At 70.6% G+C, this 21658-nt stretch carries 19 protein-coding genes; 6 read left to right on the top strand and 13 right to left on the bottom strand.

Annotation, left to right across the window (positions count from 1 at the left end; all coding sequences use genetic code 11):
- Window positions 1-25: 25 nt before the first annotated feature.
- Window positions 26-463 (bottom strand): ribonuclease H, encoded by a 438-nt coding sequence (locus ABZX12_RS11835; protein WP_355692282.1) that lies wholly within the window; start codon window positions 461-463, stop codon window positions 26-28.
- 51 nt (window positions 464-514) lie between these two features.
- Window positions 515-1963, bottom strand: coding sequence for a glycosyl hydrolase family 65 protein (locus ABZX12_RS11830; RefSeq protein WP_355692280.1), 1449 nt, complete (start codon window positions 1961-1963; stop codon window positions 515-517).
- Between the two features lie 103 nt (window positions 1964-2066).
- Here ABZX12_RS11830 and ABZX12_RS11825 point away from each other — a divergent pair, with 103 nt between their 5' ends.
- Entirely contained in the window at window positions 2067-2492 is a 426-nt protein-coding gene (locus ABZX12_RS11825) for a DUF6458 family protein (RefSeq protein WP_355692278.1), read from the top strand.
- Window positions 2493-2523: 31 nt separating this feature from the next.
- Here ABZX12_RS11825 and ABZX12_RS11820 read toward each other — a convergent pair whose 3' ends face one another.
- Entirely contained in the window at window positions 2524-3195 is a 672-nt protein-coding gene (locus ABZX12_RS11820) for a GAF and ANTAR domain-containing protein (protein ID WP_355692276.1), read from the bottom strand.
- 198 nt (window positions 3196-3393) lie between these two features.
- On the opposite strand from ABZX12_RS11820, the gene ABZX12_RS11815 reads away from it, so the two are divergent.
- Window positions 3394-5742 (top strand): alpha-L-rhamnosidase C-terminal domain-containing protein, encoded by a 2349-nt coding sequence (locus ABZX12_RS11815; RefSeq protein WP_355692274.1) that lies wholly within the window; start codon window positions 3394-3396, stop codon window positions 5740-5742.
- A gap of 10 nt (window positions 5743-5752) precedes the next feature.
- Here ABZX12_RS11815 and ABZX12_RS11810 read toward each other — a convergent pair whose 3' ends face one another.
- Both ABZX12_RS11810 and ABZX12_RS11805 read right to left on the bottom strand, forming a co-directional pair.
- Window positions 5753-6667: an SDR family NAD(P)-dependent oxidoreductase gene (locus ABZX12_RS11810; protein ID WP_355692272.1), complete on the bottom strand. Its 915-nt coding sequence runs from the start codon at window positions 6665-6667 to the stop codon at window positions 5753-5755.
- Window positions 6668-6721: 54 nt separating this feature from the next.
- Window positions 6722-9484, bottom strand: a complete 2763-nt coding sequence (locus ABZX12_RS11805) for an AAA family ATPase (RefSeq protein ID WP_355692271.1) — start codon at window positions 9482-9484, stop codon at window positions 6722-6724.
- A gap of 192 nt (window positions 9485-9676) precedes the next feature.
- Here ABZX12_RS11805 and ABZX12_RS11800 point away from each other — a divergent pair, with 192 nt between their 5' ends.
- Together ABZX12_RS11800 and ABZX12_RS11795 are read left to right on the top strand one after the other, a co-directional pair.
- A complete protein-coding gene (locus tag ABZX12_RS11800) occupies window positions 9677-10354 on the top strand; it encodes a sigma factor (RefSeq protein ID WP_355692270.1) in 678 nt (225 codons plus the stop codon).
- Complete coding sequence (locus ABZX12_RS11795; RefSeq protein WP_355692268.1) at window positions 10351-11208, top strand: GTP-binding protein LepA; 858 nt, start codon at window positions 10351-10353, stop codon at window positions 11206-11208. The genes ABZX12_RS11800 and ABZX12_RS11795 overlap by 4 nt, the downstream gene beginning before the upstream one ends.
- Here the strand turns inward: ABZX12_RS11795 and ABZX12_RS11790 are convergent.
- From ABZX12_RS11790 to ABZX12_RS11775, 4 genes are read right to left on the bottom strand one after another with little or no spacing between them, the layout of a single operon-like run.
- Window positions 11176-12123 (bottom strand): hypothetical protein, encoded by a 948-nt coding sequence (locus ABZX12_RS11790; protein ID WP_355692266.1) that lies wholly within the window; start codon window positions 12121-12123, stop codon window positions 11176-11178. The genes ABZX12_RS11795 and ABZX12_RS11790 overlap by 33 nt on opposite strands.
- On the bottom strand, window positions 12120-12602 hold the full coding sequence (locus ABZX12_RS11785; protein WP_355692264.1) for a hypothetical protein: 483 nt from the start codon (window positions 12600-12602) through the stop codon (window positions 12120-12122). Before ABZX12_RS11785 ends, ABZX12_RS11790 begins: the two co-directional genes overlap by 4 nt.
- A 3-nt stretch (window positions 12603-12605) precedes the next feature.
- Window positions 12606-13829 (bottom strand): macrolide family glycosyltransferase, encoded by a 1224-nt coding sequence (locus ABZX12_RS11780; protein WP_355692263.1) that lies wholly within the window; start codon window positions 13827-13829, stop codon window positions 12606-12608.
- Entirely contained in the window at window positions 13826-14731 is a 906-nt protein-coding gene (locus ABZX12_RS11775; protein ID WP_355692261.1) for a patatin-like phospholipase family protein, read from the bottom strand. The genes ABZX12_RS11780 and ABZX12_RS11775 overlap by 4 nt, the downstream gene beginning before the upstream one ends.
- A 154-nt stretch (window positions 14732-14885) precedes the next feature.
- On the opposite strand from ABZX12_RS11775, the gene ABZX12_RS11770 reads away from it, so the two are divergent.
- Both ABZX12_RS11770 and ABZX12_RS11765 read left to right on the top strand, forming a co-directional pair.
- Complete coding sequence (locus ABZX12_RS11770) at window positions 14886-16088, top strand: FAD-dependent oxidoreductase (protein ID WP_355692259.1); 1203 nt, start codon at window positions 14886-14888, stop codon at window positions 16086-16088.
- Between the two features lie 13 nt (window positions 16089-16101).
- Window positions 16102-16995 (top strand): RNA polymerase sigma-70 factor, encoded by an 894-nt coding sequence (locus ABZX12_RS11765; RefSeq protein ID WP_355692258.1) that lies wholly within the window; start codon window positions 16102-16104, stop codon window positions 16993-16995.
- Here the strand turns inward: ABZX12_RS11765 and ABZX12_RS11760 are convergent.
- The 4 genes from ABZX12_RS11760 to ABZX12_RS11745 form a co-directional block, all read right to left on the bottom strand.
- Complete coding sequence (locus ABZX12_RS11760) at window positions 16982-18385, bottom strand: PLP-dependent aminotransferase family protein (RefSeq protein ID WP_355692256.1); 1404 nt, start codon at window positions 18383-18385, stop codon at window positions 16982-16984. The two genes, ABZX12_RS11765 and ABZX12_RS11760, sit on opposite strands and share 14 nt — an antisense overlap.
- 63 nt (window positions 18386-18448) lie before the next feature.
- Window positions 18449-19441 carry an aldo/keto reductase gene (locus tag ABZX12_RS11755; RefSeq protein ID WP_355692254.1) on the bottom strand — a complete coding sequence of 331 codons (993 nt, stop codon included), beginning with the start codon at window positions 19439-19441 and terminating at the stop codon, window positions 18449-18451.
- A gap of 104 nt (window positions 19442-19545) precedes the next feature.
- Window positions 19546-20988, bottom strand: coding sequence for an ATP-binding protein (locus tag ABZX12_RS11750; RefSeq protein WP_355692252.1), 1443 nt, complete (start codon window positions 20986-20988; stop codon window positions 19546-19548).
- Complete coding sequence (locus tag ABZX12_RS11745) at window positions 20981-21658, bottom strand: response regulator transcription factor (RefSeq protein WP_355692250.1); 678 nt, start codon at window positions 21656-21658, stop codon at window positions 20981-20983. The genes ABZX12_RS11750 and ABZX12_RS11745 overlap by 8 nt, the downstream gene beginning before the upstream one ends.

Below are 21658 nucleotides of genomic sequence, written 5' to 3'. Positions count from 1 at the left end.
CGACGGATTCGAGTCGCCGTGACGCTCAGGACGACGGGAAGCAGGCGGCGACGGCCAGTTGGTCGACGAAGTCGTTCATGTCGTGGCCGGAGTGGCCCTTGACCCACTGGAACGCGACATCTCCGCGCGCGGTGACCAGCTCGACCAGCGGCTCCCACAGGTCTCTGTTGGCGACCGCCTTCTTCGCTGACGTGAGCCAGCCTCGCTCGAGCCAACCGGCGTGCCACCGGTCGCGGAAACAGTTGACGACGTACGTCGAGTCCGAGACGACCAGCAGCGGACCGTCGTTGGCTCGCACGGCCTCCAGGGCGGCGCGAATCTCCATCCGCTGGTTCGTGGAGGTGGCCTCGTGACCGGCGGCGAACTCGGTCTTCGACAACGCCCAGGCCCACCCGCCGGGTCCGGGGTTGCGCGAGCACGCGCCGTCGGTGAACACGGTGCGCGCCCCGAGGGGAACTGTCATGTCAGCCGGACGCGGCCGGCGAGTGCGAGCTGAAGGCATCGGCACCAGATGCTACCCGCCGAGCGTGATCTCGATCGTGTGGTCGCCCTGAAAGGACGCCGGTACACCGGACTGCGGGCTGCCGTCGAGCTCGAACCCGCGGATCACGGTGCCCGTGCCGCGGAGCGTCACCGTCAGCCCGGCGTCGCGGTACCGCAGGCCGCTCAGCGTGACATCACCCCAACCAGCCGGAAGGGACGGCGTGAAGGTGAGGCCGCGGTCGTCGAACCTCATCCCGAACAGCCCGGTGTGCATCATGTCGATGTACGCCGTCGCCGACCAGGTCTGGTCCGGTTCCGAATCCCAGCGGCGCTTCAGTACGCCGGCTGCGCCCTGGTAGCCGCCCTCGACGGCGCCGGTGTTCCCGTCGTAGATCTCCCAGAAGCCGCCGCTGTTCCTGACGAGTTCCGCGAGCAGCCTGGTCTCCGTCGCGAACCCGTCCACATCGCCGTGCTCGGCCAAGCCCTTCGCCCAGAGCCCCTGAACGAGCGGCCAGACGATCGCGTTGTGCCGGCCGGGCTCCGCGACGGAGTATCGGTCCCAGTGCGGATACGTGTCGGGCATTCCCCACGGCATCCGCTGCGCATTCGAGATCAGCGCACTGGCTTGCGCGTCGTCGGCGATCCCGAAGATCAGCGCGAACGCGAGCCCCGTGCCTTCCTGATAGACGCCCGGCGTGCCATCGGCCGCGACCTCGTAGTTGTAGCTTCCGGCCCGCGGATTCCAGAAGTGTTCGTTGATGGCCTGCTTGATCGCCGCCGCCTTGGACCGGTGGCCGTCGGACGGTCGGCCGAGCTCGGCCGCCATCTCGGCCGCCCGCGTGTACGCCGCGTAGTACAGCGCGTTGGTGCTGAGGTACATCCCCGAGACGACATCCGGGTACGACGTACTCTCGCTCCCCCGCGACTCGACCCCCTCGGCCGTCGGCGCCGGGAAACCGGAGACGCCGTCGTTGAAGAACGACGGACCGGTGAACAGGCCGTAGCGCGCATCGGGCCCGAAGACCGTCGCTTGCTCGCGCAGCGCGAGCGTGTTCGTGACGACGTCGTACGCGCTCTGCAGGAAGTCCCGGTCGCCGGTCACCAGATAGTGGTGCCAGGCGCCGACGGTCCACACCACCTGATCCCACTGCTGGCTGTCCTGCTGCACCCTGAGGTTGCCCTCGGCATCTTTCTCGACCACCGCCCACAGCGTGTTCGCGGCCAGCGCCGGCGCCAGCAGGCTCGTCGCGTTCCAACTGTTGATCGTCGCGTCCCGGGTCCACGGCTGCTCGTAGCCGCCGCCGGCACGGACCATGCCGACCGCTGGATTCATCAGCCCGCTCCTGGCGTAGATCTCGCCGAACGGAACGGTGTTGATGCCGAGCAGGTTCTCGAGCGCCGCGTCGTAGGTCGCCCCGTACAGCGCCTGGCTCACCGGATCCTCGAACCGCAGCGTCGGCCGTGAGTCTGTCGTGGTCATCCGCTCATTCCATCAGACCGCCGACTGCGCGGTGCGGCTCCGGTCCGAGGGTTGAGCGGCGGGTACCGGGTGCTTGTCAGAGCCCGGTCAAGGGAGGCGCGTGATGAGCATTGGGTTCGGGATCTTTCTGATGGCCGCCGGCGCGATCATCGCGTTCGGCCTGCGTGACCGCAGTGACGCGGTCAACCTACCTGCCCTCGGGGTGATCCTGATGCTGGCCGGAGCTGCCGGCATCTGGCTGTCGTACGTGATCACCAACAAACGCCGCCGCGTCGCGACCCAGGCCCTGGACGAGTCGGTCGAGGAGGAGTACCGCACGGTCCAGTCCGAACCGATCCGCGCGTACCTCGTCCGCAAACCCAAACCCGCACCGGCGACGACGGCGGACACCCCGACTGCCCGCAGTATCGAGCTCGACCCCGCCGCCAGCGGCCTCCCCGCCACGCCCGCCAGCACAGAACCTGCCGACGTCGCCGCGGCGCCCGTCACCGCTCGTCGCCGACGGCTGCGCGCAGTTCGGCGGCGCTGACCCGCCGCAGGTCTCGACGCCGGCGCCGGACCTAGCGCGACGACTCGGCGTAGTCGCGGGCGTCGATCAACTCCTGGGCGACCTCGCGAAGCGTCCGCCCGGTGTCCAGCAAGTTCTGCTTGAGCGCCTCGAACGCCTCGTAGCCGTCCGTACCGTCGCGCTCCATCAGGATGCCGGTCGCCCGCCCGACCAGCTCGCGTACGTCGGGTGTCACGACCAGGCCGGCCTCGGGACGGGCCGTCGCGATCGCCATCGCCGCATGAGTGCACAGGACGTGTGCGAAGGCAACGTCGTCGTCATCGAAACCGTCCGGGATCTCACTGAAAAGACTCAGCGTCACCGAGGCCTGCCGACCGGCCGGCACCGGTACATGAGCAGCGCTGCGGATGCCCGCCGCGAGCGCGCGATCGGTCCACAGATGAGACCAGCGCTGCTCGATCAGCACGTCCGGGACGATCTGCTCCCGATCCGTCCGGATCGCGCTGATCAGCGGCCCCTCCCCCAGCTCGATCTGCGCCCGGCACAGCCCGATCAGCCTGGGGTCGGTCAGCGCGACGATCTCGACGCTCGTCCGTTCGTGAACCAGCACCACCGAGGCGTACGTGCAACCGACGGCGTGGACGGCGAACCGGACGACCGCATCGACGGTTTGGTCCACGCCCAGGACAGGAAGCAGCTCGGTCGGCCGCCGATGCTGAGCCATGGCTTCACCTCGAACAGTGCCGAAACGGCGATCCCTCGCGTCAGCGAACAGACCGAGGTGTCGCGCGGCGGGCGAGAGTCGCGCCCGATAAACCCCGTACCCGCAAAACAGCACGCGAAACCACCCGCGTTCGAGGAACTCGTGGATGATGGCGGCTCTGCCGCCAGTCGAACTCTCCTGGAAGGGACCGGTGTGACGATGACCGCTGAGGTTCAGCAGCTTCAGCTCGACGAAGCGCCGTTCGCGGATCAGGCCGCCTGGCCTGCGCGGTGGATTCTGGCGGCAGAAAGCGGCGACGTGGTGGGATTCCGGCTGCGGGTCGAGTGCTCGGAGGCGGGTGAGGTCGTTGTCCACGTCTCGGCGGACGAACGGTACGAACTGTGGCTCGACGGGGACCTTGTCGGCCGCGGGCCGTCGCGGGGCGACATCGGCAACTGGTCGTTCGAGAGCTACCGGCTGCTGTTGCCGCCCGGCGCCCACTGGATCGCCGCTCGCGTGTGGAGCCTCGGCGACGACGCGCCGCTCGCTCAGGTGAGCCTCGGCGACGGCCCCACCTTCCTGCTAGCGGCCGAGTCTGTGCGCGGCCGGCTGCCCGCACTCGACACTGGTACGGCGACCTGGCAAGCGGCGGCCCTGCCAGGCCACGGCCGCCGGCCGAAGGGCGACGGGTACGGCTGCGGCGCCAGGCACGTCAGCGACGGCCGCACGTACCCATGGGGCTGGCAAACCGGCACGGACGACCTCGAGTGGTCAGCGGCCACCGAAGCGCGGACGACAAGCGGCCGACGACTGCTGGTGCCGTCCCGCCTGCCCGCACCGGCACAGCGATGGGCCGAGGGAGCCCGCATCCGCCATGTCACGGCCCACCCTGCGGGTGAGCCGACGCACCACCGCGTCGTACAGCCGGCGGACAACCTCGACGACGAGGCCCGCGACTGGCAGCGGCTGCTCGACGGTACGGCGTTGTCGGTGCCGCCCGGGAGCTGCCGCCGCGTGCTCATCGATCTCGACCAGTACGTCTGCGCATACCCGGTCCTCGATCTCTACGGCGGCCGCGACGCCGAGGTGCGGCTGCACTGGCAGGAGTCCCTGTACGAGACGGAGCCCGGAGCAGGTAAGGGACATCGCGATGTCGTCGCGGGCAAGCTGTTCGGCCGTCCCGGTCTCGAGGCGGACGGCATCGGTGACAGCTTCGTCTCCGGCGGCGGTCACGAGCAACACAGCACACTGTGGTGGCAGTCCGGTCGCTATGTCGAGGTCGTCGTCACCACCGCGGCCGAACCACTGACGATCACGGGGTTGCGGTTCCGTGAGACCCACTATCCGTACGAAGACCGCAGCCGCTTCACCGCGAGCGACCCGCGACTGGCGCACGTCGGCGCACTCGCGTTCCGGACGCTGCAGGCCTGCAGTCACGAGACGACCATGGACTGCCCCTACTACGAGCAGCTTCAGTACGCCGGCGACACCCGGCTGCAATGCCTGATCGCCTACGCCGTCACCGGCGACGACGCGCTCGCCCAGCAGGCACTGCGCGCTTTTGCCCACAGCCAGAACGGGAACGGATTGGTCGCTTCCCGGACGCCGTCCCGCCGGTCCTCCCCGATCCCGCCGTTCACGCTGTGGTGGGTCGCGATGGTGCACGACTTCGCCTTGTGGCGCGGCGATCTGGCGTTCGTGACCGAGTTGATGCCCGCCGTCCGCGCGGCCGTCGAGGTTCATCAGCAGTCGGTCGACGACCGCGGGATCTTCCACGCCCTGCACGGCTGGAACTTCACCGATTGGGTGCCGGGATGGGACGCCGGCAGTCCGCCCGGGATCGTCCAGGACGGGGAGCAACATCCGGACTGGCCAGGTCCCGGGCGCGGGGTGTCGGCGGTGCTGCACCTCCAGCTGGCGCTGGTCGCACGGCAGGTCGGCGAGCTGGAGTCCTGGGTCGGCGAGCCCGACGCATCCGCTCGGTACGCGCGACTGGCCGACCAACTCCTCGAAGCCGCCGACGAGGCGTTCTACGACGCCGATCGCGGGCTGTACGCCGACGACCTCGGCCACACCGCCTTCAGCGAACACTCACAAGCGCTGGCCGTGCTCGCGGGCGCGAAGTACGGCGAGCCGGCCCTGCGGACGATGCTCCTGGAACCGCCCGTACCGCTGGCGCGGACGACGGTGTACTTCGATCATTACCTGTTCGAAGCACTGCACGCGATCGGACGCACCGACGTGCTGCTCGCCCGGCTCGACCTGTGGTTCGGGCTACTGGACCAGGGCCTGCGCACGGTCATCGAACACCCCGAACCAACCCGCAGCGACTGCCACGCGTGGGGCGCCCATCCCCTGTACCACTACGTCGCGACGCTCCTCGGCGTCCGGCCGACAGCCCCCGGGATGACGTCCGTCACCATCGCCCCGCAACTCGGCGGCCTCGAGTGGGCCCAGGCCTCCGTCCCCACCCCGCACGGCACGCTGCACGTCCGAGCGGAGACCGGTCAGGCACCCGATGTCACCGCACCTCCAGGGATCACGGTGACGACCACCGAGACCCGCTGATCGCCCGACGTCAGGCGGGTTCCGGGCGTACGCCGGTCAGTTCGGCGGTGCGGTCCCAGAGGCGGGCCCGAAGTTGCTCGTCCTGGGCTCGGGGGTCGATGCGGGCCGGGCCGACGCCGCGGAAGAACTCGCCGAACCTCCGTGGGCCGTAGTAGTCACCGCCCCGGACGTCGGGTGCGGTCGCGGCGTACAGCAGGGGCAACGTGCCCTCGGGTACCGACTGGGACAGGGCCTTCGTCAGCGCGTTCAACGGTCGCGCGAACGCGCCGAGGCCCTGGTTGCGGGCGCCGGCGGCGCCCATCTCCGTGCCGGTGAATCCGGGGTGCGCGGCGACGCTGAGCACCGGGGAACCCTCGGCGTGCAGGCGCTTGTGGAGCTCCAGCGCGAACATCAGCCCGGCCAGCTTGGACTGCGAGTACGCGTGCGCCATCCGGAACCGCCGGTGCTCGAAGTCGGGGTCCTCGACGTCGAAGCCCTTGCCGCGGTGGGCGATGCTGGACACGGTCAGCACGCGGGCCGACTTCCCGGCGCGGAGCGCGGGCATCAGCAGCCAGGTCAGCGCGGCGTGGCCCAAGTAGTTGGTGGCGAAGATCGATTCGTGTCCCTGGGCGGTACGCCGGAGCCGGCCCGCCGGGATGCCCGCGTTGTTGATCAGCAGGTCGACGCGTTCTCCCGTACGGTCCAGGATCTCCGCGGCGGCCGTTCGCACCGAGTCCAGGTCCGCGAGGTCCGACAGCACCAGCTCGCCGCCGACCGCCGCCGCGGCGCGCTCACCGCGCTCGCGAGACCGGCAGGCGAGAATCACCCGAGCCCCCTTGGCCGCGAGCACAGTCGCCGCACGCAACCCCAGCCCCGAGTTCGCCCCGGTGACCACGACCGTCCGGCCCTCCTGGTCGACAATGTCGTTCTCACCCCACGTCAGCATCGCTGCATGCTAACGCCCGGCAGGGCCCACCCGGTTTCGCTCTGCGTAGTGCAGCTAGGCGGATGTTGCCGCGCCTTCGGCCAGTCTGGTGGCGATTTCTCTGCGGGAGGCGATGCCGAGCTTGTGGAAGACCTTGCGGAGGTGCCAGTCGATGGTGTGCGGGCTGAGGAACATCCTCGCCGCGATCTCCTGGTTCGTCAGGCCGTCGCCGGCGAGACGGGCGATCTGGGACTCCTGAGCGGTGAGGGCTGTTCGCCGGGCGATGGTGGGCTCGCGGATCGTCGCGCCCGTGGCCTGCAGTTCGCGACGCGCACGCTCGGCGAAGGCGTCGGCGCCGAACTGGCTGAGCATGTCGTGGGCCGTCGCGAGTTGTGCCCGCGCATCGGCGCCGCGGTCCTCCCGCACCAGCCACTCGCCGTACAGCAGATGCGCCCGGGCCAGGTTCAGCCGGACGCGGGTCCGGGTGAGTCGCTCGATCGCCTCGCGGTACTGATCCTCGGCAGCCATCCCCTCGCTCAGCAGAGCACGTGCGCACGCCTCGGCGCCGAGCGCCCAGTCCGTGCCGCTGGCCCGCGCCGTCTCCGAGAGCTGGTCCAGGGCGTCGTACGCCGACTGGGGTGAACCGCTGCGGACGGCCGCCTCGATCAGCTCGGCGAGCGCCCATCGCGGGGCACCGAATTCCTCCTGGTACCTGGCTGCCCTCCCTGCGGCGCTCATCGCCTCGTCGTACTGGGCCAGGCCGTTGCAGAGGACCGCATGGTGGCAGTTCGCGACCGTCACGCCGAGTCCCTGACCGTGCAGGGTCCCCTCCTTCACAGTCGCATCGATCAGCGCGCGTGCATCGCTCGCCTGACCACGCGCCGCGGCCAGGGCCAGCGCTCCGAAGGGCGGCTGGACGGTGCCGGTCGCCGTACTCACTGTTCGGACCTCCTCCACCACCGCGGCCGCTGCCGTCAGCTCACCGGCGAAGACCAGCACCACGGCCGACGAGTCCAGCGCCAGTGGAAGCCCGCTGAGCGCTCCTGTCCGGCGGGTGAGTTCCACATGGCGTGTCGTGACCGTCTGCCACCGTTCGAGATCCCACAGGTCCGCGGCGATCACTCCCGCCAGCAGGAGCCGGCGGAGCGACTCCTGGATCGGGAGGTCGTCGGCCGAGAAGGCTGTCAGTGCGCTCTCGATCATCGGCACCGAGGCAGTGAAGCCGTCGGTCAGACGGACGGCCAGCGCATCGAGGAGCTCGTCGGTGGCCCGCGGCGACGGCGACGGCGGCGCACCACGCGCCGCCGCTCCGACCTCCGACCAGCCGGGACTCCTCGCGAGGTGCCCGTTGAAGATCACTGCCGAAACGGCTTCCAGGTAGGTGTCGCGAGCCAGTCCGGCGTCGAGCTTCTCGAGCCGGCGTGCCGCGGCCAGCAGCGGCGCTGGAGCGTCCAGCCCCCGGCCCTGCGCGAACGCGAGCCCGCCCCGCAGGACGTCGATGCGGGCTCGCGTCAGCTCGTCGGGCGGGTCGGCGCTCGCCGTCGCCAGCAGACTCGTCGCCGGTTCGAACGCCCCTGCCTGGAACTTCGCGTAGGCGGCGTCCAGCGCGCGGGTCGAGCGGCGGCCGGGATCGCCGGTCAGCTCGGACGCGCGCTCCAGGAACGCGGCCACCGCCGCGGCGCCGCCACGCGCCTGAGCGCGAACGGCCGAGCGCTCGAGCTCCGCCGCCACGTCCTCGTCGGGGCCCTGCGCGGCCTGCGCGCGATGCCAGGCCCGGCGATCGGGATCCACCTCCGGATCGATCGAGTCCGCCAGCGCGCGATGCACCGCCCGGCGATCCGTCCCGGATGCGGCCCGGTACGTCGCGGAGCGGACCAGCGGATGCCGGAACCGGACGTCGGTGCGCACGTCCAGGAGCTCCGACGCGCTCGCGACGGCGGGACCGACGTCGATCCCCAGACGCTCGGCCGCCCGGTGCAACAGCCCGGCGTCGCCGACCGGCTCGACGGCGGCGACGACCATCAGCGATCGGGCCCCGGCCGGGAGCGACTGGATCCGGCGGACGAACTCCCGCTCGATCTGGCTCTCCAGCAGCCGCCCGTCCGGCGACGCGAGGCCGTCGGCCGCTCCCGCCTCCGTCCAGCTGTGCGGCAGTTCGAGCAGGGCCAGCGGATTGCCCGCGGCCTCGGCCACGATGCGGTCGCGGATCCGCGCATCGAGCGGACCGGTGACGATCGAGTCCAGCAGCCGCCGGGCGTCACGGTCGCGCAAACCCGTGACCGGCAGGTCGGGAAGCCCGGCCAGCGACTGCTGCGGCGCGGGTTCACGGACGGCCAGGAGCAGTACGACGGACTCCGCCAGCAACCGTCGGCCGACGAAGCCCAACGTCAACGCCGACGCCTGGTCCAGCCATTGCGCGTCATCGACGAGACAGAGCAGCGGCCGCTCGGCTGCCGCGTGCGCGAGCAACCCGAGGGCAGCGAGGCCGACCAGGAACCGGTCCGGCGCGATCCCCGTGCGGAGGCCGAACGCCGCACCGAGCGCGTCGCGCTGCGGCTCCGGAAGGTGATCGAGACCGGCTAGGAGCGGACCGCACAGCTGGTGCAGGCCGGCGTACGACAGTTCCATGTCCGACTGGATCCCGGCCGCTCGCACGAGGCGGCAGCCGTCCGACCGCTCGAGGACGTACTTCAGCAGGGCGGTCTTGCCGATCCCCGCCTCCCCACGCAGGACCAGGGCCGCACTCCGCCCCACCCTGGCGCCTCGCAAGAGGTCATCAAGGGCTCGACACTCGTTTCGCCGCCCGATCAGTCCGGCGCCCTGGGGCCCAGGTACCACCGATCGAGAGTACCCGTAATCGCTGTCAGGCCGGTACGGCTACGAGGCACGTAGCCGTACCGGGCGCGTGGTGGACATGCCTACGTGGTCGGCCACGGGCGCTCGGGGGCCCGCAACCAGGGGCAGGGACGCGACCGTGATGAGTGGGGCATCAGCGCACAAGCGGCCGGGACGCGAGAAGGGCCAGGACCCATGGTTGTCGGAGTCGAGCAGGACAGGCGGCGCCCGCACCCGGTCCTCGACGGTGCGGCCGAGTCCGGCCTCGCCGAAGCGCTCGCGGTGTTCCTCGGCGAGCGCCGGCGACTGACCGCGATCGCTACCAGGATCCTGCGGAGCCGCACCGAGGCCGAAGACGTCGTCCAGGAGGTCTGGCTCCGTTGGCAGCAGACCGACCGGACGAGCGTCTGCAACGCGGGCGCACTTCTGGTGACCATGACGACCCGCAGAGCCATCAACGTCCGGCGGTCGGCCCGGCGCCGGCATGAGACGTACGGCCCGTCGGCGCCCGATGTCGCGGATCCGGACGCGAACCCCGCGACCAGGATCGAACAGGGCGAAGCACTCGAGGAGGCCGTCGCTTTCGTCCTGACCCGCCTCACCGCCGACGAATGCGCGGCGTACGTCCTCCGCGAGTTGTTCGACTATCCGTACGACCGGATCGGCACGCTGCTGCAGGTCAGTCCGGTCTACAGCCGCCAACTGGTGTGCCGGGCCCGGCGGCACCTCGCCACCGACCGGTCCGCGGTTGTGAACCCGGCCCATCACCGGCACTTCCTGCGGACGTTCCTCGACGCGACCCGCGGCGGCAACCTCACCGGCCTGGAAGACCTGTTGACTCGACGGACGACAGCGCCATGCCTCACCGAGTGAGTCCACAGGGCCTTCGCCGCTTCGTCGAGCAGTTCGCCGAGGACCGTCCGCCCCTGTCACTCGGCGGCGCGGATCTGACGATCCGCCGTCCGGACCTGGTCCGTCAGCGGTACGGCGCGGTGTTCAACTACCTGGCCCGGGTCGAGCTCGATGTGGAGCGCAACGTCCTCGAGTTGCGTGCCCTGATGCCCGACGCGACCGACACGGACAGGTTCTTCTACGAGGATGTGTGGTCACCACAGGAGCTCCAGCACGGGGTGCTGCTGGACGCGGTCCAGCAACGCTGCGGGCTCACTCCGGCGACTGGCGACGTCAACGTGAGCGCCAGGATCCAACTGGTCGGTCTGCTCTCCCACCTGCCGGGCATGCTCGGCGTCGTCCGGCTGCTCTACTACCTGACCGGTGCTGCCACCGAGCGCTCCGCCGTGGTGGCGTACTCGCGACTGGTCGACGGCCTCCGGCGGATCGGCGAGCACGCGATCGCCGAGACCGTCGTCGCGCCGATCAAACGCCAGGAACCGGGGCATTTCGCGTTCTACCGACTGTCGGCCGAGGTCCTCGTCGGCGCGGAAGGGCTGCGCGACTGGCAGCTCCAGCTCGCCCGGATCCTGCGCCGGCGATCGTTCAAACCGGTCGGTGTGAACAACCGCCGGCAGCTGGCCGACTTCGGCGACGTGGCTCGTTCGCTCGGCCTCGACCGCGACCTGCTGGAGGTCGCTCGGCAGATCAGCCTGGTGGAACGCGAGCTGCTCTGGGCCCGCCACGCCGGTCTCCAGGTGCCGCAGTACATCCTGTCGGCGCTGCGCAACGCGATCGAGCTGTCAGGCCTCCGCCACGCCGGGCTGCAGGTCTGAGCGCGGTGCGGCGCAGTACTCCCTGACGAGGTCGATGACCGTCTCGGCCGTTCGATCAAGGTGCGTGCGACCGTCAGGCAAGGTGGCCGTGGGACTGATGTAGCTGCGCGGGCCGACGTGCGTGGCCGGCTCGAGCCGGCGGACCGTGACCTTCCCCGCTCGCACAGCGCGATTCCAGCCGCTGGCGCGGAACAGCCGCCACCGCTGCGGAAAGATCCACGTCCCGACCCGTTCGATGCGATCCTTCGAGCTGGTCAGTTGGTACACGTGCTCGACGCGCGACAGGTCGTTGGCGCCGTTGTGGAAACCGCCCAGCATGATCACCAGCACCCGCGCCCTCAGCGCGCGCTGGATCTCGCCGACCGCGCCGGTGGACACCTGGGCGCCGCCGCTGTAGCTGAGGAGCACCACCGGGATGTTGCTGCGGTCCTGATAGCCGGCCAGTCGCAGCTGTACGACGATCTGCTGACCGACGGCCCGGTTGTAGAGCGGACGGTACCGGCGATCGGCTGCGACGAAGGTCTGCATGACGTTGTGCAGGAACAGCAGGAGACCCGCTCGACGACGCAGCCATGCCCACACCGGCCGGTCCGCGAGCGGCGCGGCCAACGGTGAGTAGGGCTGCACCTGGCCGAGCACCCGCAGCTCCGGAGCCCCTGCGATCACGGCCTGCACCAACTGGCCGCCGTCCCGGGTATCGCGGAACTGACGCTTCCCGATGCCGTCGAGATAGACCAGGTACGCCGCGGGCGGGCGATCAGGCGCCGCACCGCGCGCATACGGAAGGCCCTCCGGCAATTCAGACGTCGAGACCCGCCAGCCCACGCTGTACGCGAGCAACTCGTACCGGGCCAGCACGCCCTCGACGATCAGGACCAGTCCGACGGCGCCGAGGAACAACAACAAGCTGCTCATGCGAGCGAATCCCGCACCCGGAACGCCAGCACCCTCGCGACAAGTCGTCGAAACAGCTCGACCGCACTCGCCAGGCCGAAGCCGGCGACGGCCAAGCAACACGCCGCCGCAACCCAACTCAGGCCGCTGGCGTCTGCCAACGGTCCAGCCAGAGTGGCACCCACCGCGGCCAGCAGCAGCAGGTGCAGCGCCGGGCCGAGCCACGGAAAGGCCAGGATGCCTGCGAGCACCAGTGGCGCTACGAGGCTCGGTGTCCACGCCAAGCTGCCGGACAGTGGATCGGACTGCAGCGCCTCGGCAAGGGCCCAGGCGGTCGGCGGCCAGAGGGCGATCACGGCGCTCTCGATCAGCGTGCCGGTCAACAGCAGCCCGACGACCACGGGCCGGGACATCCCGGGGCGGCGGGCCACCAGCGGCAGTACCCGCCCGGTTGCCTCGGACAAGCCTGCGATCAGCAGCAACACCAGGACCGGCGACATCGGTCACGCTCGCCGTGAGGGATCGACAGGCGTTGCAAGATCACCGCACCCGGCCGCACCGAGGTACCGCTCGAGCTCGTCGGCGGCCCGGCGGAACCCACCCGCGTCCCGCTCGGCGGCCTGCAGGACGAGCGCCGCCTCGCGGAAACCGGGGCCGTCGAGAAGTCGCCCGGCGAGGGTCCGTACGGCGTCCTCGGTGATGTCCTCGTTCCTGATCGTCAGCCCCGCCCCCAGCTCGACGACCCGGCCGGCCACCAACGGCTGGTCGGCGCCCTGCGGAACCAGCAGCATGGGCACTCCGGCGTACATTGCCTCGTTGACGCCGTTCATGCCGCCGTGCGTGACGAACAGCGAAGCACGGGCCAGTATCTCCGGCTGCGGGACCGAGCGCCGAACGATGACGTGCGTAGGCAACGGTCCGAGCGCCGACGGATCGGTCTGCCCGGTCGCGACGACGACGGTGTCGGCCAGCGGCGCGAGCGCGGTCGCAATCGTCCTGAGCAGCTGCGGATCTGCCGTGAAGACCGTTCCCAGCGAGAGGTACGCGACCCGGGACCCCAGCTGGTCGACTGGGAACGACGGGTCGGGTGGGCGGGCTCCGATGCTCGGACCGACGAAGCAGAACGAGTCGTCGAACTCGTCGGCCCCGGGCTGGAACGTCGTGGACGTGTAGACCAGGTTGAGCCTCTGACGGATGTTGCCCAGGTCAACCAATGGCAGGCCGCCGGCGTCGAAGCCCCGACGCAGTACCCACCGAGAACGTACGTAGCGCTTGACGTGCGACGGGTTCGCGGCCGCTGTCCGCAGCAGGCTCCGCGACGGCCCCGTCGGGCTGGGCGCCTGCTGGTTGAAGGCGAAGGTGGTGAACGACGACGCCGCGGGCACTCCGAGCTCCCGAGCAGCGATCGCACCCCACGGGCACGCCGAGTCGTGGACGACGAGATCAGGCTGAAGCGCACGGAGCTCGTCGAGTACGCCGGGCAGCACCTGGACCGCGGTGTCCGCGAGGCCCGCCAGCAACGCGATCGGCGTCGGCGGATCCGGGAGCGCCTGCTCTCCGCCGGCGTAGAACCGCACTGTGGCGCCGGCCCTTTCGACCTCCGGACCGAAGGCGGGCGAGGTGTGATAGCTGACCGTGTGGCCGCGCCGGACCAGTTCGGCCACGATCGGCAGGGTCGGGTTGACCCGGCCGTGCATCGCGATGTTGAGGAAGGCGATTGTGCTCACTGGCTGGTTCCTGTCTCGGCGCGAGCGGGCAACAGCTCGCGGTCGGGGTCGGCGCGATACAGCCCGGGGCCGTCGACCTCGAGCTCGTCGAGAAAGCGCTCCGCCGTGGCCATCGCGGTGGTGATCAGTCGTTGTGAGTGCCCGAAGTCCCACGGGGCGGGCCACTTGTCGATGCCGGTCGGCAGCACGACGGCCGGAATGTGCCCGGACACGTCCCGCAGGTCACACTCGATCTGATGGTGGACCTGCAGGACGGCGGACCTCCAGGCGATCGCACCCGCGCGCCGATGCGGTGATGCCGGGGGCAACGGCCAGCTCGACGGCCCGGTCGACAGGACCAGCACACTGGCCGCACCGGCCGCGTACGCCGCCCGCACCGGAACGTAGGCGATCAGGCCGCCGTCCACGAGCGTCCTGCCGTCGCGTACCACCGGAGGCAGGACGCCGGGGATGGCAGAGCTCGCCAGCAACGCCGACTCGAGGTCTCCGTGATCCAGCGGTACCTCCGCACCGGAGCCGAGATCCATCGCCACGGCCGTGAACGGGATCGGCAGATCGTCGATCCGGGCCGGCAGCTCGGCGCCGGAGATCAGCCGCCGCAGGCCACGGTCGGAGAACAGACTGGCCCGCGAGGACAGGTAGCCGAGCGGGAACACCTCGCGGCGGCGCAGATGGACCCACAACTCGTCGAGCCGGGCCGCCGCCGACGCAGGATGCGCCGCCGCGATCGCTCCGGTGAGCGCGCCGACCGACGTACCGACGATCAGGTCCGGTACGAACCCGCGACGTTCCAGCGCGTGCCCGATCCCGACATGGGCCGCGCCGAGCACGCCGCCGCCGCCCAGGACCGCGGCGACCGGGCGCGGCAGCGTCGCCAAACCTCCACTGATCATGTCCCGCATGGCCCACCTCGTGGCGATGAGTGACTACTCACCAGGACAGACCGGACAGTCCCCCGCCGTGTGACACACGACGCCGGACTCGTGCACGCGGAACTGTCACAACCGCCCGGGAGCCGGTGTCTTTAAGGCTGCACCGTGGACCGAAGGAGTTGCCATGACAAAGAGGACCGATGTCGTCGTGATCGGCGGCGGCTATGCCGGCGTGATGGCGGCGAACCGCCTGACCCGGCGGCCCGACGTGAACGTGACGCTGATCAACGCCCGGCCGGAGTTCGTCGAACGGATCCGCCTGCACCAGCTCGTCACCGGATCGGACGACGCCGTGGTCGACTACCGGACGATTCTCGCCGGTGGCGTCAGGCTGGTCGTCGACACTGTGACCCGCATCGATGCGCCGGGACGCCGCGTGAGGCTGGCGAGCGGCGGCGACCTGCGGTACGACTACCTGATCTACGCGGTCGGCAGCGGGAGTCCGGTGCCCGACGTACCCGGAGCGGCGGAGCACGCCTACCGGATCTCGACGCTGGAAGAAGCGGAGCGACTGCGGCCGGTCGTCGATGCCCGGGACGCGTCGGCCCGGCTGACCGTGGTGGGCGCCGGTCCGACCGGTCTCGAAACCGCGTCCGAGCTGGCCGAGCAGGGGCGGAATGTGACGTTGGTGTGCGGCAGGACCCTCGGGCCCTACCTGCATCCGCGGGCCCGGCGTGCGGTCGCCAAGCGGTTCGCCAAGCTCGGCATGACCGTCCTCGAAGGACCCGACGCGACAGTGATCGGTGTGACGGCGGACGCGGTCCAGCTGGCCGACGGCCGCGAGTTCCCCAGCGACGTGACCATCTGGACCGCGGGATTCGGCGTCCCGGATCTGGCCGCCCGCAGCGGTCTGAGTACCGACGCGATCGGGCGGCTGCTCACCGACGAGACACTGACGAGCATCGACGACCCGCGGGTGATCGCCACCGGTGACTCGGTGGCGCCGTCGAACCTGCCCGTCCGGATGAGCTGCCAGTCGGCGGTCCAGCTCGGCCCGCAGGCCGCCGAAACCGTGCTCAGCCGGATCGCCGGCAAGCAGCCGAAGGACTTCGAGGTCGGGTTCTTCGGCGAATGCATCAGCCTGGGACGGCGCGCGGGCGTGGTGCAGTTCGCCCGTAAGGACGACACCGTGTCGAGAATGTACCACGAGGGCGGCAAGTCGATGGCCATGCTCAAGGAGGCCGTGTGCTGGAGCACCGTCTGGCAGCTGCGGCAGGAGGCGCGCCGACCCGGTCAGCTCAATCTGTGGTTCAAGGACCGGCAACGCGCGAAGATGCTGCCGGCCAAGGCCGCCGAGGCGCCGGTGGACGCCGGCCCCGCGGCCTGAGGAGCAACGCCCTATGAGCGACGACCTGGCGCCGGCAACCGGCACTTTTGTTGCCCTGCGCAACCTGCTGTTCACCGTCGCCTACGAGATCCTCGGATCGGCGGCCGATGCGGAGGACGTGCTCCAGGAGACCTGGCTGCGCTGGGCGAAGGTCGATCCGGACCAGGTCCGCGATCCGCGCGCGTACCTGATCCGGATCACCACGCGCCAGGCGCTGAACCGCCTGCGCACCCTGCAACGGCGACGCGAGGCGTACGTCGGTCCGTGGCTGCCCGAACCGTTGCTCACCGCTCCGGACGCGGCCAGTGACCTCGAACTGGCCGAGAGCGTGTCGATGGCGATGATGCTCGTCCTCGAAACCCTCTCGCCGACCGAGCGGGCCGTCTTCGTGCTGCGCGAGGCGTTCGAGCTCGGGTACGACGAGATCGCGGCCGCCATCGGCAAGACGCCCGCGGCGGTGCGGCAGATCGCCCACCGTGCCCGGCGGCACGTCGATGCGCGCCGCCCGCACCGGACCGCCACGCCGAGCGAGGGCGAGGCGGTGGTGAAGGCCTTCCAGCGCGCGGTCGAGGCCAGCGATCTCGAGGAGCTGATGCAGGTGCTCGCGCCGGACGTGGTCGCGGTCAGCGACGGCGGCGGGCTCAAGCTGAACGCGATGCACCCGATCGTCGGCGTGGACAAGGTGATCCGGATGTTCCTCGGCAGCATGCAGAAGATCGGCGGCACGCTCAGCACCCGGCCCACGCAGGTCAACGGAAACCCGGCGCTGCTGTTCAGCTTCGACGGCCGGCTCGACGGCGTCGTCGCGCTGCGGATCGAGGACCGGCAGGTCACCGGCATCTACTACGTCCGCAACCCGGAGAAGCTGTCCCGGCTCGAGCGGGAGACCGCGCTCACCCTGCGGTGAGGGATTCGAAGGCCGTTGCCAGCGATCGGACGGCCGGGGCGACCTCGTTGTCGGCGATGTTGCCGTAGCCGAGGACTATGCCGTCGTCGCTGCCGTCGGCGTGGATCCGGTACGCGGCGAGCGGGACGATCCGGGTCCCGGCGTCGCGGGCGGCGACCGTGAGCCGATCGATGTCGAGGCCCGCCGGATGGGTCAGCGTCAGATGAAGGCCTGCCGCCGCGCCGCCGATCGTCCACGTCGGCAGCTCACGTCGTACCGCCGCGAGAAGGTGATCCCGGCGGCGCTTGTAGCGGCGCTGCATGGCGCGCAGATGGCGGTCGTACGCACCGGCCGCCATCAGTTCCGCGAAGGTCGCCTGGTCGAGTGTCGACGGCCCGTGGCCGGACGAGCGTTCCAGCAGCTCCCGCCAGCGTCCCTGGGCGACGAGCCAGCCGATCCCGATCGCGGGGCTCAGCGTTTTGCTGACCGAGCCGAGCAGTACGACATGCTCCGGCGCCATCCCCTGCAGCGTGCCGACCGGGCTGCGGTCGTACCGGAACTCGGCGTCGTAGTCGTCCTCCAGGATCACGCCGTCGTTCCGCCGCGCCCACTCGATCAGCTCCAGCCGTCGCTGCGGCGCGAGGACGACGCCGGTGGGGAACTGGTGGGCCGCGGTGACGAGCACGGCGCGCAGATCGTCCCGCCGGGCGAGGTGCTCGACGTCGAGACCGTGCTGATCGACCGGCACCGGCTCGGTCCGCACACCCGCCGACTCGATCACGGCCCGCAGGCGCGTCCAGCCCGGGTCCTCGACCGCGATCCGGTCGATGCCCAGCGCGCGCAGGCCCGTGCAGAGTTGGCGGACACTCGCGCTGACACCGCTGCGGATGACGACGTCGTCGGCCGTCACGATCGCTCCGCGACTGCGCTGCAGGTAGTCGGACATCAGCTCGCGCAACGGCAGATAGCCCTGCTCGTCGGGATACCCGAGGCCGGCGGTCGGTACCGTCCGCGCGGCCACCCGCGCCGCCTCCGCCCACCGCGTGCGCGGGAACGCGCGCAGGTCGGGAGCGCCCGGCGCCAGATCGAACCTGTACGTCGGCACGCTGGCCGTGGTCGTACGGCGAACCGGGCGCCGGCTGGGGCCGGACCAGCTGACCCAGGTCCCGGACCCTACCCGCGTAGCGAGGTAGCCCTCGGTCACGAGCTGGCCGTACGCCTGGGTGACGGCCCACCGCGAGCAGCCGAGCTGCGCTGCGAGCTCCCGGCTGGGCGGCAGCACCGTGCCGCTCGACACCCGTCCCGATCGGACAGCCTCCCGCAACGCCCGCTCGACCTGCTGGTGGAGCTTGCCGAGACCGTCCAGGGTCAGGACCACAGTCCAGGCCACGCGCGTGGACTGCCTCGCCATGACCACAGATCCTAGTCACGACGTCCGAGGGCCGGTACGGCGCGTCGCCGCACCGGCCCCAGGTCAGCGCTGGAAGTTGCGGAGCAGGTCGTACGGGTAGACCGGCTGCTTCTCGCTGACTGCCGTCAGACGGTCGAGTTGCTCCTCGGTGAGGGACCAGCCGACGGCGCCGATGTTGTCGACGTAGTGCTCGAGCGTGCGCGGTCCCATGATCGGAGCGGTGACAGGCTCCGTCTGGATCAGCCACCGCAGCGCGATCTGAGACACGCTCCGACCGGTCGCGGCCGCGATGTCGTGCAGCGCGTCGAGAACGCTCCAGGTCCGCTCGTTGTCGTAGTAGTCCCACGCCTCCAGCAGCCCACGATCCGCCGCGGCCGCCACCCGGCTGTCCGCCGGCGGCGCCTCCATGCCGCGATGGAACCGGCCCGCCAGCCACCCAGCCCGCAGCGGACTCCAGGGCATCACGCCGAGACCCTCGTTGCGGCAGATCGCCAGGAGCTCCCACTCGGCCTCACGGTCGAGCAGGTTGTACAGCGGCTGCAGCGCGACGTACCGGTTCGGCCCTGCCAGGTCGATGGCCTTCTGCAGCTGCCAGCCGGTGACGTTGCTCGCCCCGAGGTACCGCACCTTGCCCGACGTCACGAGGGTGTCGAGCGTCGCCAGCGTCTCCTCGATCGGCGTCGCCGTGTCCCAGACATGGGTGTAGTACAGGTCGATGTAGTCGGTGCCGAGGCGCCGCAGGCTCGCTTCGACGGCGGACAGGATGTGCTTGCGGCTCAGCCCGTCGTCGTTCGGTCCGTCGCCCATCGCGCCGTACACCTTGGTCGCGATCACGAACGCGTCGCGGTCGCGGCCCTTGAGCCAGCGACCGAGAACCGCCTCGGACTCACCCGCGTTGTACACGTCGGCCGTGTCGACGAAGGTGCCGCCGACGTCGGCGAACTCGTCGAGGATCCGGACGCTGGTCTGCTCGTCCGTCGGGCCGCCGAAGTGCATCGCGCCCAGACAGACCTCGCTGACCTTCAGTCCCGTCCTCCCCAGATTGCGGTACTCCATGAATCGATCCAGTTCCTTTGCACTGTTGGTCACTCCGCACGGCCAATCTAGGTGCGGGTCCGGCGGTATCCACGCCCAATCGGCCCGCGGAATCGCGGACCAATTCAGCCGGCGACCATGCTCAGCGTGAACCGGGAGCCGCCGGACTCCGGCGCGGAGGCGGTGAGCGTGCCGTGGTGGCGATGGGCGATCTCCCGCGCGATGGCCAGGCCGAGCCCGGCTCCCCCGGCGTCGCGGGTGCGGGCCTCGTCCAGGCGGGTGAACCGCTCGAAGACGCGCTCGCGATCGGCCGCCGGGATGCCGGGGCCGTCGTCTTCGATGTGCAGTACGACGTGCTCGGCGCGCTGCTCGATCCGCACGGTGACGCTGCTCCGCGCGTGCCGTACGGCGTTGTCGAGCAGGTTGCGGAGCAGCCGGTCCAGCTGCCGGGGATCGCTTTCCACCATCGCGGACCGGGCCGACTCGAAGTGCAGGCCCGGGCCGTCGTCGATGCGCCGCGCGAGCTGCCGGCGGGCCAGCTCGGCCAGGTCGACCGGCTGCACGGTGGTTGTGGCATCGGCGTCGAGGCGCGCCATCAGGAGCAGGTCGTCGGCGAGTTGCTGGAGCCGCTGGACCTCCTCGACCGCGACCCGGTTCACCCGCGGCCAGTCGGCGCGCTCGGGATGTGCGCCGGCCACCTCCAAGGTGGTACGCAGCGTGGCGATCGGACTGCGTAGTTCGTGCGCCGCGTCGGCGACGAAGCCGCGTTGCTGCTCGGCGGCCGCCTCCAGCCGGGCGAGCGTGTCGTTCAGCGTCGCCGCCAGCCGCGCGACCGCGTCTCCGGTCGGAGGAATCGGCAGGCGCTCGTGCAGGTTCCGCTGACTGATCGCCGCCGCCCGGGACCGCATCCGCTCGATCGGCCGGAGCGCCAGGCGGGTGCCGACGTACGCGCCGACCATGATCAGCAGGACCGCCAGCGGCAGCGTCCGCTGCAGCACGCGGTCCACCTCGGCGGCCGCGTCCTCGGCTTCGAACGGCACGACGAAGACCGAGACCACCGCGACCCTGTTCGGATCCCCCTTCAGCGTCACGCCGCGCACCGAGACGGCTTCCCGGTTCACCCACACACGCCGTCCGGCCATCCTCGTGGCGATGGCGCAGTCGCCCTGCCGCGGCGCGCCGGCGCAGCGCGCGTCAGGGCCGAGGGCGCGAACAGTCACGAAGCTGCTGTCCTTCAGGTCGTAGCGGTTCGGGCCGGGTGCGACCGGAACCGGTCCGAACGCCCGGATAGCAGGGCTCGACTCGAGGACCTTGCCGGTGTCGTCGACAACCTCGAACACCGCGTCGAGGGGTGAAAGGCTTCCGGCGACGGGCTGGACGGTTCGGTAACCGTACATGTTGGCGATGAGCTGTTGCCGGTCGCTGTCCGCCTGACGCTCGAGGTCGTGGTAGCGCGAAGTGAAGATCTGGTGATGGATCCAGAACGCGAAGCCGACGGCCAGCACCGCAGCGACCAGTCCCGCGACCAGGGCGGCGCGGAGGGCGGTCGACAGCCGGAGGTCAGGCATGGTTGCTGCCGGTGAGTCGGTAGCCCATGCCGCGCACGGTTTGCAGGGTGTTCCGGCCGAACGGCCGGTCGATCTTGCGGCGCAGGGCGCTGACATGGACCTCGACCACGTTCACGTCGCCGTCGTAGTGGGCGTCCCAGACCTGTTCGAGGATCTCGCGCTTGGTCACCACCACGTCGCGCCGCCGTGCCAGGCACTCCAGGATCGCGAACTCGCGCGCGGTCAGGTCGATCGCCCGCTCGCCGCGGCGGCAGGTCCGGGCGGCCGGGTCGATGACCAGATCGCCGACCTCGAGCTCGACCCGGACCGCGCCGCTGCGGCGCAGCAGTGCGCGCAGCCGGGCGACCAGGACGACGTACGAGAACGGCTTGGTCAGGTAGTCGTCGGCGCCGGTGTCCAGCCCTTCGGCCTGGTCGTACTCGCCGTCCTTCGCGGTCAGCATCATGATCGGCGTACCGTCGCCGCCGCGGCGCAGGCTCTCGCAGACGCGGTAGCCGTTCAGGCCGGGCAGCATCACGTCGAGGATGATCGCGGCGTACGCGTTCTCCTCCGCGGCCCAGAGCGCCTCGGGCCCGCTGTGCACGACGTCGACGGTGAAGCCGTGCGACTCCAGGCCCCATTTCAGCGCGGCGGCGAGCCGGCGCTCGTCCTCCACCACCAGTAGCCGCAC

This window comes from Kribbella sp. NPDC003505 (assembly GCF_040610875.1).
GTDB lineage: Bacteria > Actinomycetota > Actinomycetes > Propionibacteriales > Kribbellaceae > Kribbella.
Note: the sequence above shows the minus strand (reverse complement) of the source record. Positions and strands in the feature narration are given on the sequence as shown.

What these genes read in the sequence shown, in the direction of transcription:
- ABZX12_RS11835 (WP_355692282.1), bottom strand. Translation starts at nt 463, where the DNA reads ATGACAGTTCCCCTCGGGGCGCGCACCGTGTTCACCGACGGCGCGTGC.
- ABZX12_RS11830 (WP_355692280.1), bottom strand. Translation starts at nt 1,963, where the DNA reads ATGACCACGACAGACTCACGGCCGACGCTGCGGTTCGAGGATCCGGTG.
- ABZX12_RS11825 (WP_355692278.1), top strand. Translation starts at nt 2,067, where the DNA reads ATGAGCATTGGGTTCGGGATCTTTCTGATGGCCGCCGGCGCGATCATC.
- ABZX12_RS11820 (WP_355692276.1), bottom strand. Translation starts at nt 3,195, where the DNA reads ATGGCTCAGCATCGGCGGCCGACCGAGCTGCTTCCTGTCCTGGGCGTG.
- ABZX12_RS11815 (WP_355692274.1), top strand. Translation starts at nt 3,394, where the DNA reads ATGACCGCTGAGGTTCAGCAGCTTCAGCTCGACGAAGCGCCGTTCGCG.
- ABZX12_RS11810 (WP_355692272.1), bottom strand. Translation starts at nt 6,667, where the DNA reads ATGCTGACGTGGGGTGAGAACGACATTGTCGACCAGGAGGGCCGGACG.
- ABZX12_RS11800 (WP_355692270.1), top strand. Translation starts at nt 9,677, where the DNA reads ATGGTTGTCGGAGTCGAGCAGGACAGGCGGCGCCCGCACCCGGTCCTC.
- ABZX12_RS11790 (WP_355692266.1), bottom strand. Translation starts at nt 12,123, where the DNA reads ATGAGCAGCTTGTTGTTGTTCCTCGGCGCCGTCGGACTGGTCCTGATC.
- ABZX12_RS11785 (WP_355692264.1), bottom strand. Translation starts at nt 12,602, where the DNA reads ATGTCGCCGGTCCTGGTGTTGCTGCTGATCGCAGGCTTGTCCGAGGCA.
- ABZX12_RS11775 (WP_355692261.1), bottom strand. Translation starts at nt 14,731, where the DNA reads ATGCGGGACATGATCAGTGGAGGTTTGGCGACGCTGCCGCGCCCGGTC.
- ABZX12_RS11770 (WP_355692259.1), top strand. Translation starts at nt 14,886, where the DNA reads ATGACAAAGAGGACCGATGTCGTCGTGATCGGCGGCGGCTATGCCGGC.
- ABZX12_RS11765 (WP_355692258.1), top strand. Translation starts at nt 16,102, where the DNA reads ATGAGCGACGACCTGGCGCCGGCAACCGGCACTTTTGTTGCCCTGCGC.
- ABZX12_RS11760 (WP_355692256.1), bottom strand. Translation starts at nt 18,385, where the DNA reads ATGGCGAGGCAGTCCACGCGCGTGGCCTGGACTGTGGTCCTGACCCTG.
- ABZX12_RS11755 (WP_355692254.1), bottom strand. Translation starts at nt 19,441, where the DNA reads ATGGAGTACCGCAATCTGGGGAGGACGGGACTGAAGGTCAGCGAGGTC.
- ABZX12_RS11750 (WP_355692252.1), bottom strand. Translation starts at nt 20,988, where the DNA reads ATGCCTGACCTCCGGCTGTCGACCGCCCTCCGCGCCGCCCTGGTCGCG.